23 protein-coding genes and 1 pseudogene are annotated in these 22,618 nt (G+C 58.9%); all 24 read right to left on the bottom strand.

What is annotated here, in order from left to right:
* Positions 1–6: 6 nt before the first annotated feature.
* The 24 genes and pseudogenes from EYB53_RS00750 to EYB53_RS00865 all read right to left on the bottom strand — a co-directional run bounded on the left by EYB53_RS00750 (position 7) and on the right by EYB53_RS00865 (position 22,322).
* Positions 7–951: a glycosyltransferase family 2 protein gene (locus EYB53_RS00750; protein ID WP_167857178.1), complete on the bottom strand. Its 945-nt coding sequence runs from the start codon at positions 949–951 to the stop codon at positions 7–9.
* A gap of 1 nt (position 952) precedes the next feature.
* Positions 953–1,690 carry a sulfotransferase family protein gene (locus EYB53_RS00755; RefSeq protein ID WP_135475695.1) on the bottom strand — a complete coding sequence of 246 codons (738 nt, stop codon included), beginning with the start codon at positions 1,688–1,690 and terminating at the stop codon, positions 953–955.
* 20 nt (positions 1,691–1,710) lie between these two features.
* Positions 1,711–2,574: a glycosyltransferase gene (locus tag EYB53_RS00760; protein ID WP_135475698.1), complete on the bottom strand. Its 864-nt coding sequence runs from the start codon at positions 2,572–2,574 to the stop codon at positions 1,711–1,713.
* A gap of 272 nt (positions 2,575–2,846) precedes the next feature.
* Positions 2,847–4,607: a glycosyltransferase family 2 protein gene (locus EYB53_RS00765; protein WP_135475699.1), complete on the bottom strand. Its 1,761-nt coding sequence runs from the start codon at positions 4,605–4,607 to the stop codon at positions 2,847–2,849.
* A 6-nt stretch (positions 4,608–4,613) separates the two neighbouring features.
* Entirely contained in the window at positions 4,614–5,570 is a 957-nt protein-coding gene (locus EYB53_RS00770) for a sulfotransferase family 2 domain-containing protein (RefSeq protein ID WP_254150828.1), read from the bottom strand.
* A gap of 32 nt (positions 5,571–5,602) precedes the next feature.
* A complete protein-coding gene (locus EYB53_RS00775; RefSeq protein WP_167857179.1) occupies positions 5,603–6,568 on the bottom strand; it encodes a sulfotransferase family 2 domain-containing protein in 966 nt (321 codons plus the stop codon).
* 97 nt (positions 6,569–6,665) lie between these two features.
* Entirely contained in the window at positions 6,666–7,169 is a 504-nt protein-coding gene (locus tag EYB53_RS00780; RefSeq protein ID WP_167857180.1) for a class I SAM-dependent methyltransferase, read from the bottom strand.
* Between the two features lie 129 nt (positions 7,170–7,298).
* Positions 7,299–7,556, bottom strand: a complete 258-nt coding sequence (locus EYB53_RS00785) for a glycosyltransferase (RefSeq protein WP_135475707.1) — start codon at positions 7,554–7,556, stop codon at positions 7,299–7,301.
* A 326-nt stretch (positions 7,557–7,882) separates the two neighbouring features.
* Positions 7,883–8,881 carry an O-fucosyltransferase family protein gene (locus EYB53_RS00790; RefSeq protein ID WP_135475712.1) on the bottom strand — a complete coding sequence of 333 codons (999 nt, stop codon included), beginning with the start codon at positions 8,879–8,881 and terminating at the stop codon, positions 7,883–7,885.
* A gap of 318 nt (positions 8,882–9,199) precedes the next feature.
* Complete coding sequence (locus EYB53_RS00795) at positions 9,200–10,003, bottom strand: sulfotransferase domain-containing protein (RefSeq protein WP_135475714.1); 804 nt, start codon at positions 10,001–10,003, stop codon at positions 9,200–9,202.
* Positions 10,004–10,246: 243 nt separating this feature from the next.
* A complete protein-coding gene (locus tag EYB53_RS00800; RefSeq protein WP_135475716.1) occupies positions 10,247–10,459 on the bottom strand; it encodes a hypothetical protein in 213 nt (70 codons plus the stop codon).
* 2 nt (positions 10,460–10,461) lie between these two features.
* On the bottom strand, positions 10,462–11,172 hold the full coding sequence (locus EYB53_RS00805) for a glycosyltransferase (RefSeq protein ID WP_167857181.1): 711 nt from the start codon (positions 11,170–11,172) through the stop codon (positions 10,462–10,464).
* 73 nt (positions 11,173–11,245) lie between these two features.
* Positions 11,246–12,322 carry an O-fucosyltransferase family protein gene (locus tag EYB53_RS00810; protein WP_135475720.1) on the bottom strand — a complete coding sequence of 359 codons (1,077 nt, stop codon included), beginning with the start codon at positions 12,320–12,322 and terminating at the stop codon, positions 11,246–11,248.
* 11 nt (positions 12,323–12,333) lie between these two features.
* Positions 12,334–13,101, bottom strand: coding sequence for a class I SAM-dependent methyltransferase (locus tag EYB53_RS00815; protein WP_135475722.1), 768 nt, complete (start codon positions 13,099–13,101; stop codon positions 12,334–12,336).
* A complete protein-coding gene (locus tag EYB53_RS00820) occupies positions 13,101–13,892 on the bottom strand; it encodes an FkbM family methyltransferase (protein WP_135475725.1) in 792 nt (263 codons plus the stop codon). The genes EYB53_RS00815 and EYB53_RS00820 overlap by 1 nt, the downstream gene beginning before the upstream one ends.
* On the bottom strand, positions 13,889–15,454 hold the full coding sequence (locus EYB53_RS00825) for a phosphopantetheine-binding protein (RefSeq protein WP_371879049.1): 1,566 nt from the start codon (positions 15,452–15,454) through the stop codon (positions 13,889–13,891). Before EYB53_RS00825 ends, EYB53_RS00820 begins: the two co-directional genes overlap by 4 nt.
* A 219-nt stretch (positions 15,455–15,673) precedes the next feature.
* Positions 15,674–16,678 (bottom strand): annotated as a pseudogene (locus EYB53_RS00830) (AMP-binding protein); the annotation flags it as partial.
* Complete coding sequence (locus tag EYB53_RS00835; protein ID WP_135475731.1) at positions 16,596–16,976, bottom strand: AMP-binding protein; 381 nt, start codon at positions 16,974–16,976, stop codon at positions 16,596–16,598. The gene EYB53_RS00835 and the pseudogene EYB53_RS00830, both read right to left, overlap by 83 nt.
* Before the next feature lie 70 nt (positions 16,977–17,046).
* The gene (locus EYB53_RS00840; protein ID WP_135475733.1) at positions 17,047–18,594 is read right to left on the bottom strand and encodes an ATP-binding protein; all 1,548 of its coding nucleotides are present in this window, start codon (positions 18,592–18,594) and stop codon (positions 17,047–17,049) included.
* Positions 18,595–18,708: 114 nt separating this feature from the next.
* The gene (locus EYB53_RS00845; RefSeq protein ID WP_135475735.1) at positions 18,709–19,386 is read right to left on the bottom strand and encodes a glycosyltransferase family 2 protein; all 678 of its coding nucleotides are present in this window, start codon (positions 19,384–19,386) and stop codon (positions 18,709–18,711) included.
* Positions 19,386–20,786: a glycosyltransferase family 4 protein gene (locus EYB53_RS00850; protein WP_135475737.1), complete on the bottom strand. Its 1,401-nt coding sequence runs from the start codon at positions 20,784–20,786 to the stop codon at positions 19,386–19,388. Before EYB53_RS00850 ends, EYB53_RS00845 begins: the two co-directional genes overlap by 1 nt.
* A complete protein-coding gene (locus EYB53_RS00855) occupies positions 20,783–21,499 on the bottom strand; it encodes a hypothetical protein (RefSeq protein ID WP_135475739.1) in 717 nt (238 codons plus the stop codon). Before EYB53_RS00855 ends, EYB53_RS00850 begins: the two co-directional genes overlap by 4 nt.
* A gap of 180 nt (positions 21,500–21,679) precedes the next feature.
* The gene (locus EYB53_RS00860; protein WP_135475741.1) at positions 21,680–21,925 is read right to left on the bottom strand and encodes a hypothetical protein; all 246 of its coding nucleotides are present in this window, start codon (positions 21,923–21,925) and stop codon (positions 21,680–21,682) included.
* Positions 21,900–22,322 carry a PqqD family protein gene (locus EYB53_RS00865; RefSeq protein ID WP_167857182.1) on the bottom strand — a complete coding sequence of 141 codons (423 nt, stop codon included), beginning with the start codon at positions 22,320–22,322 and terminating at the stop codon, positions 21,900–21,902. Before EYB53_RS00865 ends, EYB53_RS00860 begins: the two co-directional genes overlap by 26 nt.
* Positions 22,323–22,618: the final 296 nt, after the last annotated feature.

Here is a 22,618-nt window from a genome sequence, read left to right on the forward strand (position 1 = left end):
GCCCCCTCAGCCTTTCCAATCTGGATGCATCGGATGTGGAATCGGCGTCGCCCAAAGCAAGCGCCCAAGGGTTTTCAGGTTGTCCCCTGTTACGCCGAACAAGGGCACGTGACCGCTGAGCCAGAAGAGCAGACCGACGGTCGCATAGGCCCAGCGCAGCAGCCACGCGGCGCTGCGGCCCCAATATTTTTGCGTGTAGCAGTAGCGCGAGCGCAGCAAGTGCGTGCCAATCATCCCGTTGAGCAGCGGCGTATCCGGTGGCGTGCTGGCACCGCGCACATGCGTGATGACAGCATCTGGTACAAGCATAGTTTTCCAGCCCTGTTGATGCGCACGGTAGCAGAAATCGCCATCTTCGCAATACATAAAGAAGCGCTCATCCAGGCCACCGAGTTGCTCGAACAACTCGCGCCGCACCAGCATGACTGCGCCGGTGACTGCCTCGACCGTCTGCGGCGTGTCGGCAGCGATATTCCAGTTGGTGCGACGAAGCATCCATCGCCGCACGCGATGCAGCGGCCCGACGCCAACGCCAAACCAGAAGAAACTCCATGGTGTTTCGAAGGCGAAGCAGTTGTGGCGGAGGCATCCATCGACAGCAAGCACGCGTGGCGCACAGATGCCGACCGACGGATGGCTGTCTAGAAACGCCACTAGGCGGTCGATTGCACCCTCGTAAACCTGTGTATCGGGGTTGAGCAGTAACAAATATCGTCCCCCGGCCAGCCGCGTGGCCTGGTTGACGGCAGCGGCAAAACCGACATTAGTAGTATTTGTCACTAGCCGCAGGCTTCCTGAGCGCCGTATCGCATCCATAGTGTCATCGGCGGAAGCATTGTCAACCACGATGATCTCGTAGGGCACGCGTGTATGCTGCGCCAGCGTATCCAGACACGGGCCGATCTCGTGGGCGCTGTTGTGGGTGATGATGAGAACCGAAACGATATTCACGTTATCCTGCTGCAAATGATTGATCCCAAAATGCCTGTAATTCCACACCCTGATTGGTTTGCATCAGCAATTTCAACTCGGCATAGTTGACCACGAACTCGCTATAGGGCCGTTCCCACGTGCGTTCCCTCGTTGTGGACACCGGATGTGGTGCGAGGTGCAAAGCGTCGAAGATGATGCTGCAAATCCGATTGCGGTCTTCCTCGCCAAGCAGATCTGCCTCATACGTGACTGTGAGATGAGGCAACCCGCCAAACACCGACAACTCTTCCCGCCGGATACGGACACACTGTCCTGCCTGCTGCATGAATTGTTCAGATTGAAACTCGATTGACTTTTCGTGTCGGCGGTCTGATGATGAGTATTCACCAGAGTGTCCGGTGTTCACTGTTGCACAGCGCGATAACGCCAGATCGAACAAACAGCGGCGTTGGATGTGGATGATCTGCCAATGGCGCCGATACAAGAATGAGAGGACGCGCCGGGGGGCTGCGGCGTGCTGGTACAGGAGTTTGAATCCATAGGCTAGCTTCGCGCTTCTTGTGGCTGCCCACAGCAAGTAAGGTTCAGGAAACTGTCTGATCCAACGATGTACCCGGCCACGAAGATACCTTGGGCCTGAAAGCCAGAAGTTGTACCCGAGCAATTCTCCATCACACTGCAACTGAGGGTGCAATTGTAGCAGGTTGACAAATAGGCTGCTACCGGTGCGTGCCTGACCAAAGATAACAAAGTTCATGCGATGCTCTTCTCTACGGACTACTTGCCCAGTATTGTCGCCAGAACCTCTACCGCTCGTGCTACCTGATCTTCAATCTCTACATCCAATAAGGCCGGGGGAAGAGTGAGTGCTTCGTCGGCTGCGAGTGCGTCCGCGACCCTGGCAAAATAGGCGGCTAATTGTTGCCTGCGCTGATCCACACTGCGCTGGACGGGATCCTGCGCCACCTGGTGTAGCACCGCATCGCGATACGTCTGACCGTTCAGCCGGTTGCGGACTCGTCGCAAGACGGCTTGCGCTAGCCTTTTCCAGCGCGGCACTGTGTGTTGGGCACTCCCAGCGTAGATGCTGTAGCTCCCCAGGTGCAGCAGCGCGGTTGTGTCGTGAACACGCAGTGCGCCGCCCTGACGCTGCAAGCAGAGATTGAGCACGCGCCCGGTATCGTAGAAGCGCCGCTCCTGGCCGATCTTCCGCAAAAACTGGCGCGTCCGTTGGGGCAGTTGCGCCCAATAGCCCCGGTTGAAGCCGTCGGGGGCGGCGGCAAGGGCTTGGGCCAGTGCGGCCCGCTCGTACATGGCAAAGTACGAGCCGCCCAGACATAGCCCGGCTGTGGTGTGGCTGTGGCGCCCGCCAATGAAGCTACAAACATCCGACAGCATGCGTTCCTCAGCCTTGATGGTGATGGGCCAGGCCGAAAAGAGGCCCGCAGCACCGGACATCGCCGGGAGCAGTTCCGCCATGAAGTCACCCGTCGCCAGGATGTCGGAGTCCATGAAGCAGAAATAGGGCTCGTTGCTGGCAGTGAAGAGAAAATTCAGCGCCTGGCCATGCTCGACCTTGCACGGCCAGGGCAAACTGCGCCAACGTAATCGCGGCTCGCCAGCGCAACGTGTGCGCAACAAGCTCATCTCCTCGTCATCGCAGCCGTTGCCCACCAAACAGTATGCACAATCAGACCAGCGTAGCAGCGTCTCTACAAAGGGCAGCAGGGTGCGCACGGTATTGGGGGTGTAGATGATGTGAAATAGCAGGGAACGAGCGTTATTCGGCATCGTCATCTCGAAGTAGTGTACACGCCCTTTGCTGGGTGTGAAATTCCATGCGGTAGCGCACGATGTCCCAGCCCAACGAACGAATCGTGCGGCGCAGATGTTTACGTAGGCGCCTCATCATATCAAGCATCATAGCGCTCCGGTCGAAAAGGATCATACGGAATGATCTCTGCCCACTTTTGACGCAAGTATCTTGCCTCGCTTGCTTTGCGCGCTTCGCGCGCTGGCGTATTGTCGCGGCCGCGGGTTGCCCAGTGGTGATGCGTCAGTTCGGCAAAGGGCGTCCAGAGGTTCCAGTAGCCAGCGGCGTGCAGATTGAGACACAGATCTACATCATTGAAGGCCACCGGCAGGCGCTCATCGAAGCCGCCAACCTGGGCGAAGGCGGCCCGGCTTACGACCAGGCATGCGCCGGTGACTGCGATCACGTTGCGCACGGTGCAGAGGGCCAGGGTACGTTGCGCCTGGGCGTAGTCCCGGCCATGGCCGATCAGTTGAGCAGCCCAGGGTTGCTTGAGCTCGATGCCCATGTGCTGGATGCGGCCATCGGGATAGCGCAGCAGTGGGCCGACCGCACCGACACCCGGCTGCAGCGCCAACCCGGCAAGTTCACGTAGCCAGCCCGGTTGCGCCACGCTAATATCATTGTTGAGGAAGCAGAGCAACTCGCCCGTTGCTGCCCGTGCGCCCAGGTTGCAGAGCGCCGAGAAGTTGAAGGGCGCGTCATCGCGTAGGACATGCACGTTGGGCCGCATGGCGAGGTCGGCCAGGTAACGCAACACCTCTGGTGCCTTGCTGCCGTTATCTACGATACGTACTTCCAGTTCAGGAAAATCAGTCTTGGTCAGCAGGCCATCCAGACAGGGCTGCAACAGATCGAGCCGGTCGCGTGTGGGAATGATCACACTGGCCCGGGCTTGCGCTGGCACGGGATAGCAGACATGGTGGATGTAGGGACGGTTTGGTACTGACTCGATCCTGGCGTCAACGCTAACGCGCTGCAAGTGCTCAGCGACAGCCCGGCGTGACACCGCTGCGGCATAGCGCTTGATCTTGGTTCCTGCCGCCGTCGAATCAGGATGAATGCGCCAGTGATAGAGCACACAGGAAATATGGTGGATATGCTGCGGTGGGAGTTGTTCGACCGCGCGCAAGATCAGATCATGATCCTGCGCACCCTCCATCCCTATGCGACAGCCTCCTAGCCGGTTCACCAGATTCCGGCGTATGACCAGCAAGTGTGAGATGTAGTTGTGGCTACGCAGCAGCAAGGGACTGCAGCCAGGCTTGGCGATGGGCCGCACCCGGTGGCCCTGGCGATCCAGGCTGTCCTCGTCGCTATAGAGGAGGTCGACCTGGGGCTGCGCATTGATCGCCAGCGCCACCTGAAACAGGGCCTCTGGCGCCAGGGTGTCGTCGTGATCCAGGAAAGCCACGAACGCACCGGTCGCCGCAGCGAGGGCGCTGTTAGTCGCAGCAGCAATGTGACCGTTTTCAGTGCGATAGACGACCCGAATGCGAGCATCGCGGGCCGCGTAGGCATCCAGGATCACACGCACGTGGGGTTGGGTGGAGGCATCGTCGGCAATGCACAGCTCCCAGTACGGGTAAAGCTGGTCCAGCACCGAATCGAGGCAGGCGCGCAGCCAGGCCTCGGGAGTATTGTAGACTGGCACGAGCACGGAGATCAGCGGCTGGTGGGGAAGCGCGGCGGCTTGCTGGCGGATCTGCTCGTGATCTACAGGTGTGAGGCGATGCGCCTGCACCCAGCGGGTATAGCTATCGCCGCGCAGGCATCGCCGCACAGTGCGGAGTACGCCGACAAGCCCGAATCGGCGCACTAGGCTTAGGATCGCTGTGCGGAGGCGACCTCCAGCTTTCATGTCCGTCTATCTTCTTCTCTGCTGGCTACGATAGGCCGTTCGCCTGCGCCTGACTTCTTCCACCAGCCCCGGCCAGGTGCGACGCAGCCAACTCTTCAGTCGCGACTCGGTCCGGCGCAGGGGGATGCGCAGGCGCGGCGCGATACTGTACGTCCGCTGCGGCTTTGCCCGGTAGCGCGCCCATTGCTGCTCAAATAGCTCGGTGGCGTGGGCATGCAGTTCCAGGTCGTAGCGGTTCAGTTCCTCCAGTCGGGCGACTACGTCTGGCGCGAGTTGATCCCGGTAGCGCATGGCCGGATCGGTGCGCTGCGGGTTGACATTGGCCCGGGGCGGTTCGGTGGGCACAGGAATGCCCAGCAGATCGGCAATGAGCAGCAGCGATTCGGCGTAGCGCTCGGTGAGGCCGACGACGGGCATTTCGTTGAGCCAGGCGCGGGCGTTGCTCAACCGACGAGCATGGTCGGATTGGCCGATCTGGTCAGTCAAATGGTACGGACGCAGCATTGAGTTCCCAGCGGCAGCCTGCGCACCGCCTTTCAGAAAAGGCGCATAGTCAATCTGTTTACCGAGGCAGGTTGTTTGCACATTTGTCAAATAGTGCCGTACGAACTCCTGGTCAATACAGGCCGTAAGCGGCTGGGCAATAACCGGGGCAATCTGTTGATGATACTCCTCGTGATACGTCGCAGGATTGTGTGCAAAAGCGCGCTGCCGCTCATAAAACTCGGAGACGGCGCGTTCTACCGGAGTGCGCAACAGAGTGATGACTGGCAGATCGGAGCGGCCAACCAAGTTGAACATGCCGCGCCCGTGGTGCCAGTCATGATAACACGTGAAGCTGTGCAGTGTTTCCTGGGTCAAGTGGCCCAGCTTAGGTACGCCGAGGTCAATGTAGCTATGCCGACTGTAATTAACGTGCAGCCATTTCCCAAAAGCGGTTCCACCTGTCTTGGGGACGTGCATGAAATAGACTGGTTGTGGTTCAAATGATACTCTCACCGTCTTTCACCCAATCGTTTAGGGAGTGTGTGAATGATCTGCCGAACCCGCGTCTTCACCGGGCGGAGCACCTGGCGAAGGTGTCCTGTAATGCTATACGTCCGCCGGGGCTTGGCCCGGTAGCGCACCCATTGTTGCTCGAAGAGTTCCGTGGCGCAGGCATAGAGTTCCAGGTCGTAGCGGTTCAGTTCCTCCAGTCGGGCGACTACGTCTGGCGCGAGTTGATCCCGGTAGCGCATAGATGGATCGGTGCGCTGCGGGTTGACGTTGGCGCGGGGCGGCTCAACGGGCGCAGGGAGGCCCAGCAAGTCGGCGATGAGCAACACCGATTCGGCGTAGCGCTCGGTCAGGCCGACGACGGGCATTTCGTTGAGCCAGGCGCGGGCTCGCTCGAAACTATCGGCGTCATCTTTCGGCATGTGCTGATCCAGCCAGGGATAGTCAAGCACCGGGTATGCCGCGAAAAGAAGTGTACGTGCGTTGGGTTGAGCTACATCTTGGAATAGTGCTGCATAGGTGCGATGGTTGCCCAACACCCGGGTCTGTGCATTCTCAAGCGGTGCATCTGCCATCCCTGCCTGCACGCACGTTGCGATGTCGGCCGTTCGCCATGGCGGCATCTGGGCCAGGTACGCGGGAGCGATGCGTTCAGGATGATCCAGCCCGGTGCGTTGGTGATGACGAACCGCCGACGCGGACCGCTCGATCGGGTTACGCAGCATGGTTAGGCTCAGTAGATTGCTGTGTCCAATCAAGTCGTACAGCCCTCGTCCCAGGTGCCAAGAGTGAAAACACCTGAAGCCCTTCAGTTCGGCCAGGGTCAGACGATCCAGTTCTTCGGCGCGCAGATCAATGTAACTGTTACGAGCGTACCCCATACGCAGCCAGCGGCCCAGGGCAGTGCCACCGGTTTTCGGCAGGTGCATAAAATAGATGGGTGGTGGTTCGAATTGGATGGCCATGGCAACCGTTCCTTGTTTCTGACTTGTGGGCCGTATTTGCCGGATATGCAGAGAGTGTTCGTGAATCTGTATTTGTATCAATAGGCAGATCGCTAGACTAGCCTGTTTTTCGTAGAACAAATTGACCATTGCGCAGCAGTACTACCGCGACTGCTCGCGCTTGAATGCATTCATCAACTGCCTTTTTTACCCCGCCTTGCCACCAACCACCATCTGTATAGTCGTCACCGGTGATGTATCCACCCAGCTTCACCTTCTTGAAGCAAAGTGCCAAGTCCTTCCGCACGTATTCATAAAGATGATTGCCATCAATATAGACCCAATCAAAGAAATCGTCTGGAAACTCCGCCAGAACATCTCTTGAATAGCCCCGATGAATTTCTACTTGTCCGGCGCGGATAGCATGATCGAATCTGGCGCACACTGCCAGATACCTCTTATCCATTCCTGCCTGCCCATCAGTTACTTGACCGCCGTAACAAGCTGCTTTGTAGATATCCGAGTCTTCATATTTCCATGGATCAACGCAGTGCAGGACTTGCGGCTGAACGATTCGTAAAATCCGCGAGGAGAACGCCCCTGTGTGAACGCCAATCTCCATGCAGACAGAATGCTTTGGAAGCATCCTCAGCAGGAGCTCTCGCTGGTTACGTTTTCGAGGTGTGAAACCAAGGAGGCGTGCGAGTCTCCGTGCGTCTGGCATTTGGCGAAGTAGCCTCCTTATCATTGATCATCTCTCCTTATCGAACTTGCCCTTTGCCAAGAACCAAGCCAAACGACGGGCTTGCTGGAATGCGCTTTCCCAACGGCTAATGGGCAAGCATACGCTCTTCAAACCAACATCAGCGAGTCGCGCCCACCATTCGCCTTCTTCATAACTGACGACCGTCACCTCATGCCCCTGCGCAACGAGATAACCTCCCAGGTTGAGGATCTGCTGACTGATGCCGCCGATACGCATGCTGTCGTGGATCAAAGCAATGTTCATCTAGCTTGGCCCCATTCCACCGTCTTACGCTCGTAATTATGGGCGCGGATCTGATCGCGCACCCACTCGTTCATCTAGCTCGGCTCCATTCCCCCGTCTTACACTGGTTCGCCTGCCTGCCCACAGGCAAGCTGTCGCCTAATCGTGGTATCCAGCAGCGCACCCGGGGCTTGCCGCCAGAGGTCTGTAACTGGGTTGCGGCCATGCTCGGGAGCGTTGCCGCCATCAGATCGAGATAACCGCGCCGACCGTAGAGCATGCGTAGCCAGCGCCCCAGTGCAGTGCCGCCGGTGCGGGGGAGGTGCATGAAATAGATGGGCGGCGGCTCAAAACGGAGCGACATAATTGATCCATTTCCACTTGCGCCGCAGGCGTTGAGCATAATACTGGATGGACTCCAACAACATCACCTCTCTACCACAGCGGCGACAGCCAGAGCGCTGCAAAGAGCCGACGATGCCTGTTTGCATCAGAAGCCATGCCAGCAGTTGATAGCGCCAATCATCGGGTTCGGCCCAGAAGATGGGGACTTGCCGCTCAAAGCTGGCTACATCCGAGAAACTGCTATCCAGTGTGCCGACGAATGCATCAACGCTGCGCAACAACCACAGATCAACGAGCGCTTCTTGTACTCCTCCAACCGTGCTGCGATCGAGACTGCTGGGCCGCCGCACAATCAAGTGTGGGCCGTAGCGCCGCTGATAGGCCGCATGGACACCCGTCGTAGGCAGAGACTGGCCGCTGTTCTCAGGGGTGATGTCATCGCTGCAGAGGAGAACGCCTGCATCGGGCCAGCGTGCGAGCAACTTATCCACGGCGTGAAAACTACTGCCCAGATTGTTAGCCTGCCAGCGTCGCACGACGGTAAAGTCGCCCCGACGCAAATGCACACCGATCATGCGCGGGCGAAAATGGCTGGCTTGAAACTCCGTGACTTTCCGCGCAATCTCTGGAATCGGTTGAAGTTCGGCCAACAACTCAGCACAGCGTGACATGAGCGCGGGATGGGCAGGGTGACAGGATGGCGTGAGTAACCAGTAGGGCGTTCGTATCGTTAGCTTCGGCTCGTCGTCCGCCAAGACGTCGGGCAGCCTGGGCCAGGTAGGTAGTGCATCCACAACCCCAGGGGTGACTTCCTGCACCTGCCAATCATTTTTAAAGAGGTCGTGAAACCCAGCGCCGCACGCAGCAGTCCTTGTCCAGAGGAAGCTGAAGTGACGTTGACTGGCCTCCGCCAGGACCATCCCTGACAGCAGTGGGCGCAGACGATTGCCCAGACCATGGGGCGACGTGACCACAAGGGTGCGTTCTGTGACCGTTGTCATGATTGCGGCTCCTGAACGTCGAGCCAATCTGGGGTAAGGAGTGAGTTTTTCAATGACTGCCGCGCAGCGACAAAAATAGCGCGTATCAATGGCTCTTGATTGGCATGATCCAGTTCCAAGGAAGTTGGGGATGGGATGGACTGGTTCGGTAAGCGGCGTATAAATAAATGGAACGGGCAGTTGTAGTTGATTATGAAGCCAGCGGCGAGTAAAGCGCGAACCTGGTCCATGATACGACTGGGCCAAAGCTTGCTGCGGCCCCGGTGTGTGCTTACGCGAATCGCTATCGATGCGTAGAACCTGTGATGAAACCAGCAGTTACCTCGGTCGAATTTTGTTGTGGTCACGCATACGTAGCCATAATCGACAGAGATGCTGAATCCCTGCCGGACCGGTGAGCGCCATGCGATGAAGCATATGGTGGCTCCGCGTAATCAATAGCGCAATATCGGCTTCGATGTCTGCATTGAAATGGCTCCTCCATTCACCCTCCTCGCCCTGGCGAAAGCGGTTCAAATCCGAATAGCCATAGCGTTCAGTCAAAGCTGCCGGACTGGTAAGTTGGCGAATCTGCTCAATCCGTGCTGCTGTCACTGACACATCTAGAAAGTCTCCGATCCGCTGCACTTCGCCGGTAAAATCCGTTCGCAATCCTGTATAGGTTACACAAGTATAACGCGCAGAACGCACATCCCATATGATTTGATAGTCCAGGACGCGTTGGGCGATCTTTCGTCCCTTTTGCCAGTAATAGGTCGGAAAGTCAGCAAATACTTCGTTGTCAGCGTGCCCTGTGGTGAGCACCCTATGATAATAGGCCGAAACTACCACATCACGAATCTCGCGTTTGATATTGAGCACCCGTACTTGTGGATGGCTGAACAATAGATCGCGCTGGTGTTTCTGGCCGAAGTGATTTTTGAGCAAGACGTTGGCCGATCTGTTGCCGGCATCAGCCAGAAACCTCGCCAGGTGTGCTGGAGATAGGCCATAGATCGGATGGCTGATCCACTTAGGAGAAGCATATTCGGCGGGTGGTGGCCCGAAATTGGTCAACTCTCGGGCAATATGGAATAGCCAGGTTGATCCGCTCTTGGGAGCGCCGTTCGCTACGATAATCATGTTGTATCCTTCACAGTACAAGTTTGCTCAACAGCAAAGAATCTGGCAGAATGTGGCAAAAGGTTGTACTATCAGTGTTTCATAGCGCGTCTCAAGGATGTGCGGGTCGGCGTAATTCCACGCGGCCATGTGCTCGAAGTAAGCAGCCGAGAATTCCAGTTCACACAGCTCACGCCCCTGCTGAATGAGCGTCGCAACGTATGGGACGGTATGGTAGTTGATCGGCAACGTATGCGCAAGTCCTCATCCCTTCGGAAGTAGGGTTGGCGGAAAGGCTTGCGCTTCAAAGATTGAACGTAAGTGAATCCGCATATAGACATGAAACGGCCTTGCCACCAGCGATGCCTGGAGCTTTGGTAGGCAAAGGTCGAGCCAGCGGCCCTGTTTTGGATCAAGGCCGCCGTTGACGATCAGAATTGCGATCTCAGCGTTCATTCGATCATTCTCTGCAATCACCGCTATCGCCACAGCCTTCGGCTGGCGTTGATCGCCTGCTCAAGCAGGGAGCGATCCTGTCCGTCACCAATGATGGTAAGGGTGACCGGTAAGCCCGCTTGCGCGCATATCCTGAGGATTTCTGGCAGCAGCACAATATTCTTGGCACGGTTGGCGAGGCGTCCGACAAAGAGCAAGCGAAGAGGCTTTAACCAGTCTACCCGTTGCATCAAATGCAGATCTGAAGGGAGTGTTACACCGTTTGGTATGCACCGTACTTCTTTGCATGAGAAGCGCTGAGTCGCGATCTTTTCGATCGCAGGACTGACGGCAATCGCCATGTCCCAAACGCCACAGTTAATCGCTGCACGGTCAAAAACCGTAGGCCCAGTGCTGTGCAGAGCCACGAGGCGGATCATTCGCGAAGGTAAAAAAGGTAGACAGTGCTGTCCAGACAAGTTCCGTGTGGGGAGAAAGACCATCACCACATCGAACTTGCCCTTTGCTAAGAACCAAGCCAAACGACGGGCATGCTGGAATGCACTTTCCCAACGGCCAACGGGCAAGCATACGCCCTTCAAACCAACATCAGCGAGTCGCGCCCACCATTCGCCTTCTTCATAACTGACGACCGTCACCTCATGCCCCTGCGCAACGAGATAACCTCCCAGGTTGAGGATCTGCTGACTGATGCCGCCGATGCGCATGCCGTAGTGGATCAAAGCAATGTTCATATAGCTCGGCTCCATTCCACCGTCTTACGATGGTTCGCTTGCCTGCCCACAGGCAAGATGTCGCCTAATCGTGTTATCCAGCAGCGCACCCGGGGCTTGCGCACTCCTCTGCTGGCTGCGCTAGAGGCAGCGCGTGTCGTTGCCAAGCACGCGCATCGTTCATGATAGGTCTTCCACGCCAGCGCCGTCGATGGTAATCCATCAGCCGCAACAGCGAAAGCTCTCGGCCAAAGCGCCGCTGGCTATCCTGTCGCAACAGCCAAGCGATCCCAGACGCATTGAGCAGACCTGTCGCTAGGCGGTAAGGCAAGTTATCTGGCTCGGCCCAGCGGGTTGGAACCGAGCGACCAAAGATTGCCATCTCGGAAAAACTGCTGTCCGGTGTGCCGACAAAGCCATTGGTAGCGCGCAACAACCAAAGATCCACCAGGGCATCCTGGATAGCCGCTGGCTGGCTGCGGTCTAAGCTGGTGGGTGTACGCCAGACGACGCGCTCGCCAAAATGCTGGCGATAGGCGGCGTGGACGCCGGTCACCGTGCGGCGATCCTGGTAGGGGTCGCCGGCACCGTCGTCGCTGCACAGGAAGATGCCGGCATCCGGCCACTGGCGTAGCAAGCTCTCCACTGCGCGTATACTGCTGGCGTCGTTGTTTGCAGCCCCGGCCCCGTAGAAGAGGAAGTCGCCACGGCGCAGATGCACACCGATCATGCGTGGGCGAAAATGAACAGCTTTGAACGCGGCAATTTGGTCAGCCACCAGCGATGCCGGTTCCAACGCGGCCAGGAGCGCTGCACACTTGGGTAGCAGCGCTGCGTGGCGTGGGGAGCGCGTAGGTTCCAGCAGCCAGTGTGGCGTCAGCAGGGCCAGGTGTGGCTCGGGCGAGGTCAACGCGTCCGGCAGCGGTGGGCAATAGTAGCCAAGATAGGGGGGCAGATCCTTGACCGCCGCCAAGGGCGCTTCTTCTACCGGCCACTCGTTCACAAACAGTTCCGTAAAGCTGGCGGCGCAATCACGCGTCCGAGGCCAGAGCATGTTGAAATAGCGGTCGCTGGCTGCCGCTGCGGTCAACCCGGAGATTAACACCCGCAGTCGGTTTCCCAACCCGGCCCAGCACGCTACGGTCAGGCTGCGTTCCGCCAATGTTGTCACGTTCATCCTTTCTATCGCTGGTGCTCTTGGCGATCCAACCAGGCTTCAGTCAGCAACGGGTTAGTCAACGGTTGCCGGGCAGCGACAAAAATAGCACGCGCCAGCTCTTCCTGGGCGGGCTGTACCATCCAGTTGGTGGGGAACTGGGGGTGCGCAGGCTGGATTATGGGCAGGTAGACGTGCGGGAAATGCTGGCGCAGTTGCTGCCAAAGCCACCTGCGGGTGAAACGTGCGCCACATCCGTAATAAGATTGACCAAGCCGGGCCTGCTGTTCATCTGCTAGGACGAAATCCTCTTCATCGCCATAGATGACCTGGGATGAAACCAGCATCAGGTCGCTGCAGCAGTCGCTAAGGTAGGCGATGGCCTGGGCCGGGTGCTGCAGGTGATAGAGTACGCCGTAACAGAAGACCACCTCGAAGGGCGCATCCGCAAGTGACGTTGGCTGTTCGAGATCCAGGCACCGAATGTCCTGCCCTGGATAGCGACGTTGCAGATAGGTCAGCAATTCCGGGCGCACGTCGGTGATGGTTGTGCGGCACGCACGATCAAGGAAGAAGCTCGAAAAGTCGCCCACACCAGCACCAACTTCAAGTACGCTCCTGTTGCGCACAGGCAAATCCATGCTCGCCAGATGCTCTAGGGTGCGCATCGTCAAGCGCAGGTAGTGATGGGTGTGAAAGGTCTGTTCAATCGTATATGTGGGGTCAAGCCGCTTCACGCTGGTAAGCAACTTTCGCCAGGCCGAGGTGGTTTTGCGTCTGAGCCGGTTTCTCATCACTTATGCCTCATTGAGGTGCGCGCCGCGCCCACCTGGACAAAACGAACATAGATGTCGCCGAACTGAAGCACATCGCGCTCAATATCCGCACATAGTCTCGGGAAGAACGGGTCAGGTTCCAACCAGTCTGACAACGCCCACGTCAGGCTCTCGCCCCGTGAATAGTTCAGCATGATTCTTCCCAGTTTCGACAGATGGTTCACACAAGCGATTGCTTGATCCAGCAACTCGGGCGTGTATTCGAAAGAGAGCGCCGCCACGGGTTGCGACAGACCCTTGAGCACGTCCAGTTCATAGCCTTCCACGTCGATCTTGATAAAATCGGGGGTTCCATACTCTGCCATCATCTGGTCGAGCGTGGTCAGAGCAACCCATCGCTGCTCGACAACGCGGCGCGATGGAAAACGCCCGCTCTGCTCGGTCGCGTCTAGCCATGCATCTGAGACACAGGAGAAGACCGAGGGCTGGCAGATATGCAGAACCACAGCACCTTTCTGCGCCCCTAGCGCCGTCTCCAGAATAGTGAGCGCCGAATGGGCCCCGTGTTGCTGGCGCAAGATTGCCGCAGTTTCGGCTACTGGCTCTGCTGCCACGACGTGCGCCCCCAGGGATAGAAATAGGGCAACTCGGTCGCCTATATTGGCCCCGATATCGAAACAGAGTCCCTCGCGTGGGATGAACTGGCGATAGAAACGCCGCCGCTGACTGCTCCTCCGCCAGGCCATCGCCTGGCGGCGTGCGTGTTGCAGCAAACAACGGGGTAGCTGCAAGATGCGAATTGGCGTCATGATTCGGTGATGACTGGTTGACGCAGATGTTGGGCCATAATCCCCTTGCTGACCTCCGACGGCATCTGCCGCCAGGTTTCGGTCTGCACCCGCCCATATGCGCACATGATCGCTTCTATCTCCTTGTTACGGTTGCGGCTATGTTTCCAGACCAATGGCGGCGAGATCAAGATACAGATGCGCCCGTCGCGCAACAGCGTTGTGTATATAGGTACAATCGATGCCCCACTAATAAGCGCCAACTCGGCGAAGCCTGGTGTCAAACGGTGGAGTCGATTGCCGATTGTCACCGGTACGCCCTTTTCGGCATTCTGCTCATCGCCGGCGATAAAGACCAAACCACCTTGTGCTAGGGTTTTTAGCGCGTCCCTAGCGGCCGTAGATCGTGCTGCACCCCAGACGTGGTTGCCATACAGATGTAAACTTTGTATGCGCCTTTGATAGTCCTGACGACTCAAGGCCGTCTGGGGAACAGACCAAAAAGGCAGGTAGTGCCAGATGGCATAGCGTGTCGGCGAGTGTACTCCCACAGCGATTACACCGTTCCCTGTCTGGATGGCTTGCGTTAAGTGGCCTAACCCATCGACGCTGAAGAATTGACACGATTGGCTGCTTTCAGGTTCACTCTGCAACGCCTCCACCAGTTCTGTAATCAGCACGGATTTCGGCTGACCAGTTTTAGCGTGGGATCTGGTTTCTGTTATGTAGCCCCTCAGGATGACATCACTGGCCAAGCTCAACCGGACTTCTCGATCCACCCTCCCCACCGGTGTCCCCATGCTCTCAGCAAAACGACGCACGAGGCGACTCTCCTGCGGATAGAGCAATGCCTGTACCCAGGATCGCCCGCACCAGTTGAGCAACCACTGTATTCCTTCGAAGTAGGTTTGGCGAAAGGCATGCGCCTCAAAAATTGAACGCACCTGCACGCGCATCCGCTGAGGCGTCGCCCGCAGATGTCGTGCCAAGCGCCGCGCTGGATGGGCGGCTGGCCGACGGGGTACGGTTGGCTGGGCCGGGGCGTCTGTGATCGGGGGAGTGACGGCGGGCGTTGCTGCGGTCAGGTGTTCGCCTGCCAGCAACCGTACCAGGTGTGCGACTGTCGGCTCCCGAAAAAACTCTGTAGGCACACCAACCTCACATTGCTCTTCCACCGCCAGCACCAAGCGCAGCATCATCAGCGAGTCTGCGCCGGTCACGAAGAGGTTGTCGTGTGGGCCTAAATTGGACACGCCGATCATCTGCCCAGCCAGCGCCAGCAGTGCCACTTCCAGCGCAACGGGGTTGGCCAGCAGCGTTGGCGATAGCGCGGTCGTGGGTGGCTGCGGTCGATAGCCGGCGGCCAGATAGTTCTCGCGGGTAGCGCTACGGGCGACCTTGCCGCTCGTGGTGCGTTCCACCAACCCGCGGGCGAAGCACACGTCGGCCAGGGCAACATCCAACTCGGCCAGCACGCGCTCCCGTACCTGCTCAGTCAGTCGCGCCTGTTCCTCATCACCCGGGTTACCACGCAGTTCGCACACCAGCACCGGCAACTCGGTGCCTAGCGTCGCGTCAGCCACGCCAAAGGCAATGACGTGCCTGACCCGCTCGGCCAGGATGTCGCGGGCGATGGACTCGATGCTCTCCGGGAAGATATTTTTGCCGCCGACAATGATCAGGTCTTTGAGCCGGTCGCAAAGATACAGCTCGCCGTCGGCCAGGTAGCCCAGGTCACCGGTGTGGAACCAGCCGTCGCGCCGCGTCTGGGCCGTGCGCTCGGCGTCGCCGAAGTAGCCAGAAAAGAGCGACGGGCCGGCGATGACGATTTCGCCTACGTGGCGTTCGGGCAGCGGCTGACCGGTGTCGTCTACAATCCGCACCTCGACGCCGGGGAGGGGTGGCCCGCAACTAGCGATGGCTTTGCCGCCGGGCTGATCTGGGGCAATCGGCCTGGCATAGCGTTCTGTTTGCAGATCAGAAAAAACAATTCAATCTGCTTTCGAGAGTTGATCGATTGGCGTTAGCGTAATATCTACGACATTTTCGGCCATGCCGTAGCCGACAGTCAGGGCCTGTGGATGAAGTCTCCACGGCGCAAAACGCTCGGCAAAGCGCTGCAACATAGCCGGCTGCACCGGCTCACTGCCGTTGCCCAGGATGCGCCAACTGCTCAGATCCAGCCCGGCTAGCTGTTCGTCGCGCATCATGCGCAGGCAGTGGTTAAAGGCGAAGTTCGGCATCCAGGTCATCGTGCCCCGGTAGCGATCAATTGCACGAAAAAGCAACTGCGGTCGGCGCAGCCAGAGAGGAGGTGGCATGGTGACCGATACGGCCCCCGTTAGCAACGGAAGCAGTAGCGCGGTGACTAGTCCCATGTCGTGGAAGAAAGGGAGCCAGCTGACACTGACATCTTGTTCGCTGAACCGTAAAGCGGCACCAAAGGCTTGCCCATGCGTGAGCACCGCCCGGTGCGATAACATCACGCCCTTGGGGGTGCCAGTAGAACCACTGCTGAACTGGATGTAGGCGATCTCCTCGCCACTGCGCGGTGATAGCAGCGCTTCAGCGAGCGGCTCGGTCTCCCCCGCCAGGGCCAGCGCCCTCGTCGCCTGCCCGTCGAACCAATGCGCGACGTCCGCCTGAGCTGTCGGTGGGCAAAGCACAGCCTGCGCATCGGTAAACGCGGCCAGAGCCACGAGACGCTGCTGCCGTGCTTCGCCGCTACCGGTTGCATCGGGGTACGGGAAGATGGTCGGCACGGCCCCCGCGTAGAGTGCCCCCCCAGAACGCGGCCACCAACGCATAGCGGTGCTCGAACGCGACGATCACCAGGTCGCCCGGCTGCACGTCGTTCGCCTGGAGCAGGCCCGCATAGCGCCGTGCGTCCAGGTCAAGTTGGCCGTACGCGATCGTCTCAACCGAATCGTTCGACCCGATGAAGATCAGCGCATCACGCTGCGGATGGCATTCGACGTGGGCGCGCAGCGCCTCGACAAGAGAGCTTGGTGTTGTCATCGTTTCCCGGCGCATGCCGTCTTCTTCTTCCACCGCCTGACGCAAAGACGCAAAGACGCAAAGACGCAAAGACGCAACGTTCCACATGCCGATCCATCATCACCCCTCTGCGCCTTTGCGCCTTTGCGTCAAACCCCTCTGCGCCTTAGCACGAGCCTCACGCCCGTATCACGGTCACTGTCCGCCCGGCGGGACTGACCGCCATGGTGTGGTGGGTACGCTCGCTGATCCGCGGCTGGTCGCGACGCCGGTCGAAGATGACGAGCCAGCCCGTTGCGAGCCCGAGACCGTTCAGATAGGTGTCTAGTTGGGCCAAGCCTTGCTCCAGCGGATCGCGCTCGCCGTCGCGCCAGACTTTCAGTTCGAGGCCCAGCGTGACATCCCCATAGCGCAGGCAGAGATCCATGCGTCCGCTGCCGATGGCGTATTCGCGCTCGAGGGTGCCGCCGCCGTTGACGACCCGGTGCAGGAAGGCCATCAACACCAGGTGCGGGGCGATCTCGTGATAATGCGCGCTACCCAGCAGCGGCTGCCCATGCTGGCGCCAGAAGGCGAGGAACGCATCCAGCAGTGTGTCCGGGTCAAGACCGCCGTCGGGCCGCAGCCAGGTGGGACGGATGTGCGGCAATGAGGCTTGGGAGGGAAAGGCCAGCACCCGCGGGATTACCTCGCGGTAGATCGGGTTGGCGATGACCAATCCGCCGGCCGGATCCGCCCGGCACAGCCCCAGGTCAAGCACGAAGCGGATGTCATCGGTTGGCACATCCGTCAAGGATTGCCCGGCCAGCAACGGCTCGATGACGTGACGCACGCGTGCCTCGCGCAGCCGCTCGGCCAGGCTATCCAGGTGCGTGTCCTGGCGCTGGATCAGCAACTCCTTCGCTTGTTTGATGGCCATCACGTCAACTGGCTGCGCCGGATCGCGGACAACAACCTGCACCGCCTGGCGCGCCAGGGCGTTCACCAACCACGGCTGCCCCTGGGTCAGGTCGAAGGCCAGCCGCAGCGCCTCCGGCGTGAAGACCTGGCCGGTGTCGGCGGTGTGCTGAGCGTAGAGTTCCGCCACCTCTGGCGCGGTGAAGTTGCGCAAGGTCAGCGCTTCGACTTTGACGTTGAAGGGACTAGCGGTGTGCAGTCGCTCACTGCCACCGGATGCAACCTTGTAATCACGCACGTCGCGTAGACCGATCAGGGCCAATGCCCAGGGGAAGGCCTCAGGCCGCCGCTGAAAGCCAGCCCGCAGTTGGCGCAACGCTGAAATTAGCGCCGCATCCTGGAGGGCATCAATCTCGTCAACAAACAATACGACGGGCCGGGAGGACGCCATGCACCAGGCGGTGAGCGCCGCACCGAGCCGCCCACCGGCCTCTGCGTCAGGCCAGGGTGGTGGCTGCAACTCTGTCGGCAACTGCCAGACCAGCGCGGCCCGCCAATCTTCGAGGATCGCCAACTCAGCCGCGCCGGGGTCATCGTTGAACGCTGCCCCTACCTCCATCGAGACCAGTGCGGCTACATAACGACCGGACGCCGTCACCTGACGGGCCAGTTCAAGCATCGCCGTCGTCTTACCGCTCTGGCGCGGGCCATGCACGACAAAGTAGGCCTTCTGGTCAAGCAACGTCTGCACATCGGGCAGCCGTGCGGTCGCCGGCAACATGTAGTGATCTTCAGGATTGCAGGGCCCGGCAGTATTAAAAAAGCGCATGGCAGGTTTCCTTGGTGGCTGACCTGATAACGTTGGCGTCTGGCTCAGTGCTCGGATTATAGCATAGCGCCATGGGCGATCCTTGTTGCCCTGCTCTGCCTTCCAGGGCTATGCTCAGATAACCCCTCGTCGTTGCAGTGATCGTCGTGCTACGGTCAGTAACTCGCGCTGGTACGCGGCGATGCTCGCCGATAGGTTGCTGGTGTGGATGCGTTTGTGCAGCACAAGCTGTGGGACAAAGCTCAGCACAGCACCGGTGTCCTGGGCACGGGCCAACCAGTCGCTGTCGCAGCCGATGCGTAACTGTTCGTCGAAGGGGCCAACTGTTTCGCAAAAGCTGCGGCGCACGAGCACGGCTCCTGGGGTGTAGCCAGGGACAGGTTGGTCGAGCCAGCCGTTGGCATAGGCGGCTGGCTCGGGTGTGCCTGGCTCGACAAAGCGTTGGACGTACCCGCTGACGTAGGGCGCGTCGGGATGCGCGTGCAGATAGGTGATCCGCATCGAGAGGCTGTCGGCAGGCCAGTGATCGTCGGCATCGAGGAAGGCGATTAGGTCGCCTCTGGCGGCAGCGAGGCCACTGTTGCGGGCAGCACCTAAGCCTGTGCCCGCCTGTTCGATCAGGCGCACCTGCGGGAAGGCGCTGGCAACTTCGCGACTTCCGTCGGTCGAAGCACCATCGACCACTAAGATCTCCAGGTGGGGGTATCCCTGCGCCATGATGCTCGCTAGTGCCTCTGGCAAGTACGGCATTGCGTTGCGCGTCGGGACGATTACCGAGAGCAGGTTGTGCATCAGGTTGCCTCCTCTTGAGGTTGCCCGTCAAACAGCGTTGGTCGAAGCACCCCGCCTGCCGCTGCGGCCTGAAATTCCATGGCGGCACGCGCTGGTTGCCCACGGTGCGCCAGCACAAGCCCCGCCCACAGGCGCAGGTAAGGGTCGTCAGGATAGGTGTTGCGGTAGTGGAAAATGCCGCCTTCGCCAGAGACGAGCAGATCAGCGGAAGCCGCGATTGCTGCTTCTGCGGTGTCACGCTGATCCCCAGGGGTGCCGCTGCGACTGATGGCAAAAGGGGTGGCATGCTTCCCCAGAGAAACAATAAATTGGGCAGCCGGATTAAATGTATATTCAGACGTATTTTCAGGCCATAGAGGGATGCGTTTGGGGTGTGCCATTTGCATCGCGAAGAGGTCGGCGAACTGTTGTGACAACCGCTCGGGGGCGAAGGTGCGGCGGGCATAGGCCTGTGCATTGCGCCCGAGTCGCTCGCGTTCGTCAGGGTGCTGATATAACCAGGTGATAGCGGCAGCGTAGTCGGCTTCGCGCTCGACGACAAGCCCGGTCACGCCATCTTCCACCAATGCGCGAACGCCAGGGTGGGCCAAAACGACGGGTGGCACACCGACCCACATGGCCTCTTGCAGCACCTTTTCACTGGTGGCATAGGTTGTGGGGTTGAGGGGATAGCCAAAGACATCACAGACTTCGAGCACAGTACGAATGTTTTCCACATACCCGTGAAACGTGAAGCGATCACCAAGCCCGTGGGCCTCGACTTGCTGGCGGATCTCTTCACCGCCCCCGCCGCAGATGATAAAGTGGGCCTCAGGCAGCTGCACGGCCGCACTCATCGCAACAAACGAGGGGTGCAGCTTCGTGGCATCAAGCGAACCACCAATTGTGCCGATGTTAAAGCCCTCGTGAGGTCGGGGCGCGAAACCTGCCAGGCGGTCGAAGTCGGCCATCCCATATATGACAGGCATACCTCGCTTGGCAAACTCAGGCAGATCCAGCGTTGCGGAGGTGGTGGCGACGACCAGATCCGCCATATCCAACAAGGCCGCAGGCACGACCTGAGGCGGGTATGCACCAAGGATCTTGAGCCAGATGATTAACCGCAGCGGCGGCAAAGGGCCGCGCAAGAATTGCCAGAGCGCCGGGTTGTTCCAGAAATGGATCAGCACGATGTCGGCCTGGGTCAGCAATTCCGTGCGGAGCGTCGGATCTGGCCCTAGCAGCACCCGTACGCCGGCCTGCCGCGCCATAATGACCGCTACGGGCGAGCCAGACTTCTCCAGCGTGCAAACCAGATGCTCCTGCTCCAGACCAAGCTGCGCGGCATATTTTGCTGCCGCAATGAGCGATCGCTCTGGTCCGGCGCTGGAAAAGCGCTCGATGATGTGGACGATCTTCATGGGTGGGCCACCAAGGCAGCGAGATCGGCCTTGAGCCGGTGAAGCCGGGGATTGTCGGTCATAAACGGTGTAACATAGTCGAGGATCGCCAGGAGTTCGGTGGGACGTTGCAGTGGGGACAGGAGTGTGCGTGTGTAGGGAGGCATGCCTGGTATCATGAGATTTGGCGTCCGTTCGAGGGCGCGCTGCCAAAGACTGAGGGCGCGGATGTTGCGATAGGCGTTCAGCACTTCCATAAGAAAAAGACTGCGGTCGAATTGCTCGTCAACTTTGCTTTCGCCTGGGTTGGCCTCATACGCCGGCCTTTGCGGTGCGCAGCCGCGCTTTATATATTGACGTAGATCATCTTGGAATCTCGTGTGCGTGGCAGTCTCGCCGAAGCCTAGGTTCGTGATCAAATTGACGCTAGGGCTGATCCAAAGCCCGCCAATGTGGTTGCAGGTGACTGCCCAGTGAATGTCCCAGGGCATGGTATCCTGTGTAGCGCAAACTGCAAAGGTTCGAGTGCGATAGTCAATATGCTGGGGATCAGAGAGGCGCAAACTCAACCTGCTTGCCAAACTCATTGCGCGTATGGGATCACGCCAATGCTCAAATTGTTGCCAAGCTCGTCGCCATGTCGCCCAGCCCCAAGTGGCGGTCCAGCGATGCAGGAAATGGTCACTGTCCTCAGAGCGCCACTCACCCGCAGTGTTGAAACCACCGACACCCATCACCCGTTCATCATCCCGGTAGCGAGCCAATAAGGTCTGACAGAAGGGAAAGAACGAAGGATCGGGCAGGATATCATCTTCCAGAATAATCGCTTCTTCGACCTGAGTAAAAACCCATGTGATCCCGCTGGCAATCCGTGGGTCGCAGCCGAGATTGCGTTCGGCATACTCGCGCTCGACCTAACAGGGCCAATCCACCTGTTCAACGATGGCGCGGCATGCGGCACAAAGCGCCGCATCTTCCGGGTGATCGAGACGCGGGCCGTCGGCAATGATAAAGAGACGGCTCGGGCGCACCGCGCGGAGCACCTGCCACACCTGTTGCACAAGTTCGGGGCGATTAAAGATGATCAGAACAACAGGGGTCGTGAGTCCAACGCCCCCTTGTGCTTCCGGTTGCTCAAGCACGACGCGGCCAGCCTTCATCGCTCACGTCGTGAATGGGATCCATCAGCAACAGGTCGTTCATATCGGTAAACTTTTCCAGCACCGGTGGTACATAGCCCTCGCCGTCAGCAAAAACAAGCGCAGCAACTGCGCCGGGAGCCTCCTCGGTCGGTACGATCATCTCTTCGGTCAGGAGTTGCGCCACAAAGTCCTCGACGTGTGGGCGCAGCAAAGCCGCGTCGATGCCGAACGTGGCTGCTACCTGTGCGGCCAGATCTGCGATATGTGCGCCCTGATCCAGCATCTGCATGATCAGATAGCCGCTACCGGTGATACTGAAATAAATGCCAGTTTCGGTGTCAATCACCACCGTTTCTTTTTCAATAGTCTCATGGATCATGCGAGGCGCGTTAAATTTATAGACGACTTGGGTCATAGACATCGATACCCTTTCCTGATGTTTTCATCCTCGGAATGTGACGGAATTGTATCACAAAGCTGATCGTCCGACCTGAGGCGCATCATGAGGCCCCGTCCCTGGCTGTACCGGCCAGAAGCGCAACACCAGTGCAGTGAGGCATTTCAGGTACGCCGTAAGATTTTTGCAGATTTGGTAGCCAGCCGTCTTGCAAGCTGCAACAAATTCCATCCGACGATAATAAGGCCTGCCAGAAACTTCTCACGAAGAGTGATGACCTTCATGTTCGGCTTCCTCGGTGTTGTGTTGGAACA

The sequence above is a fragment of the Candidatus Chloroploca mongolica genome, assembly GCF_004762035.2.
Classification (GTDB): Bacteria; Chloroflexota; Chloroflexia; order Chloroflexales; family Chloroflexaceae; genus Chloroploca; species Chloroploca mongolica.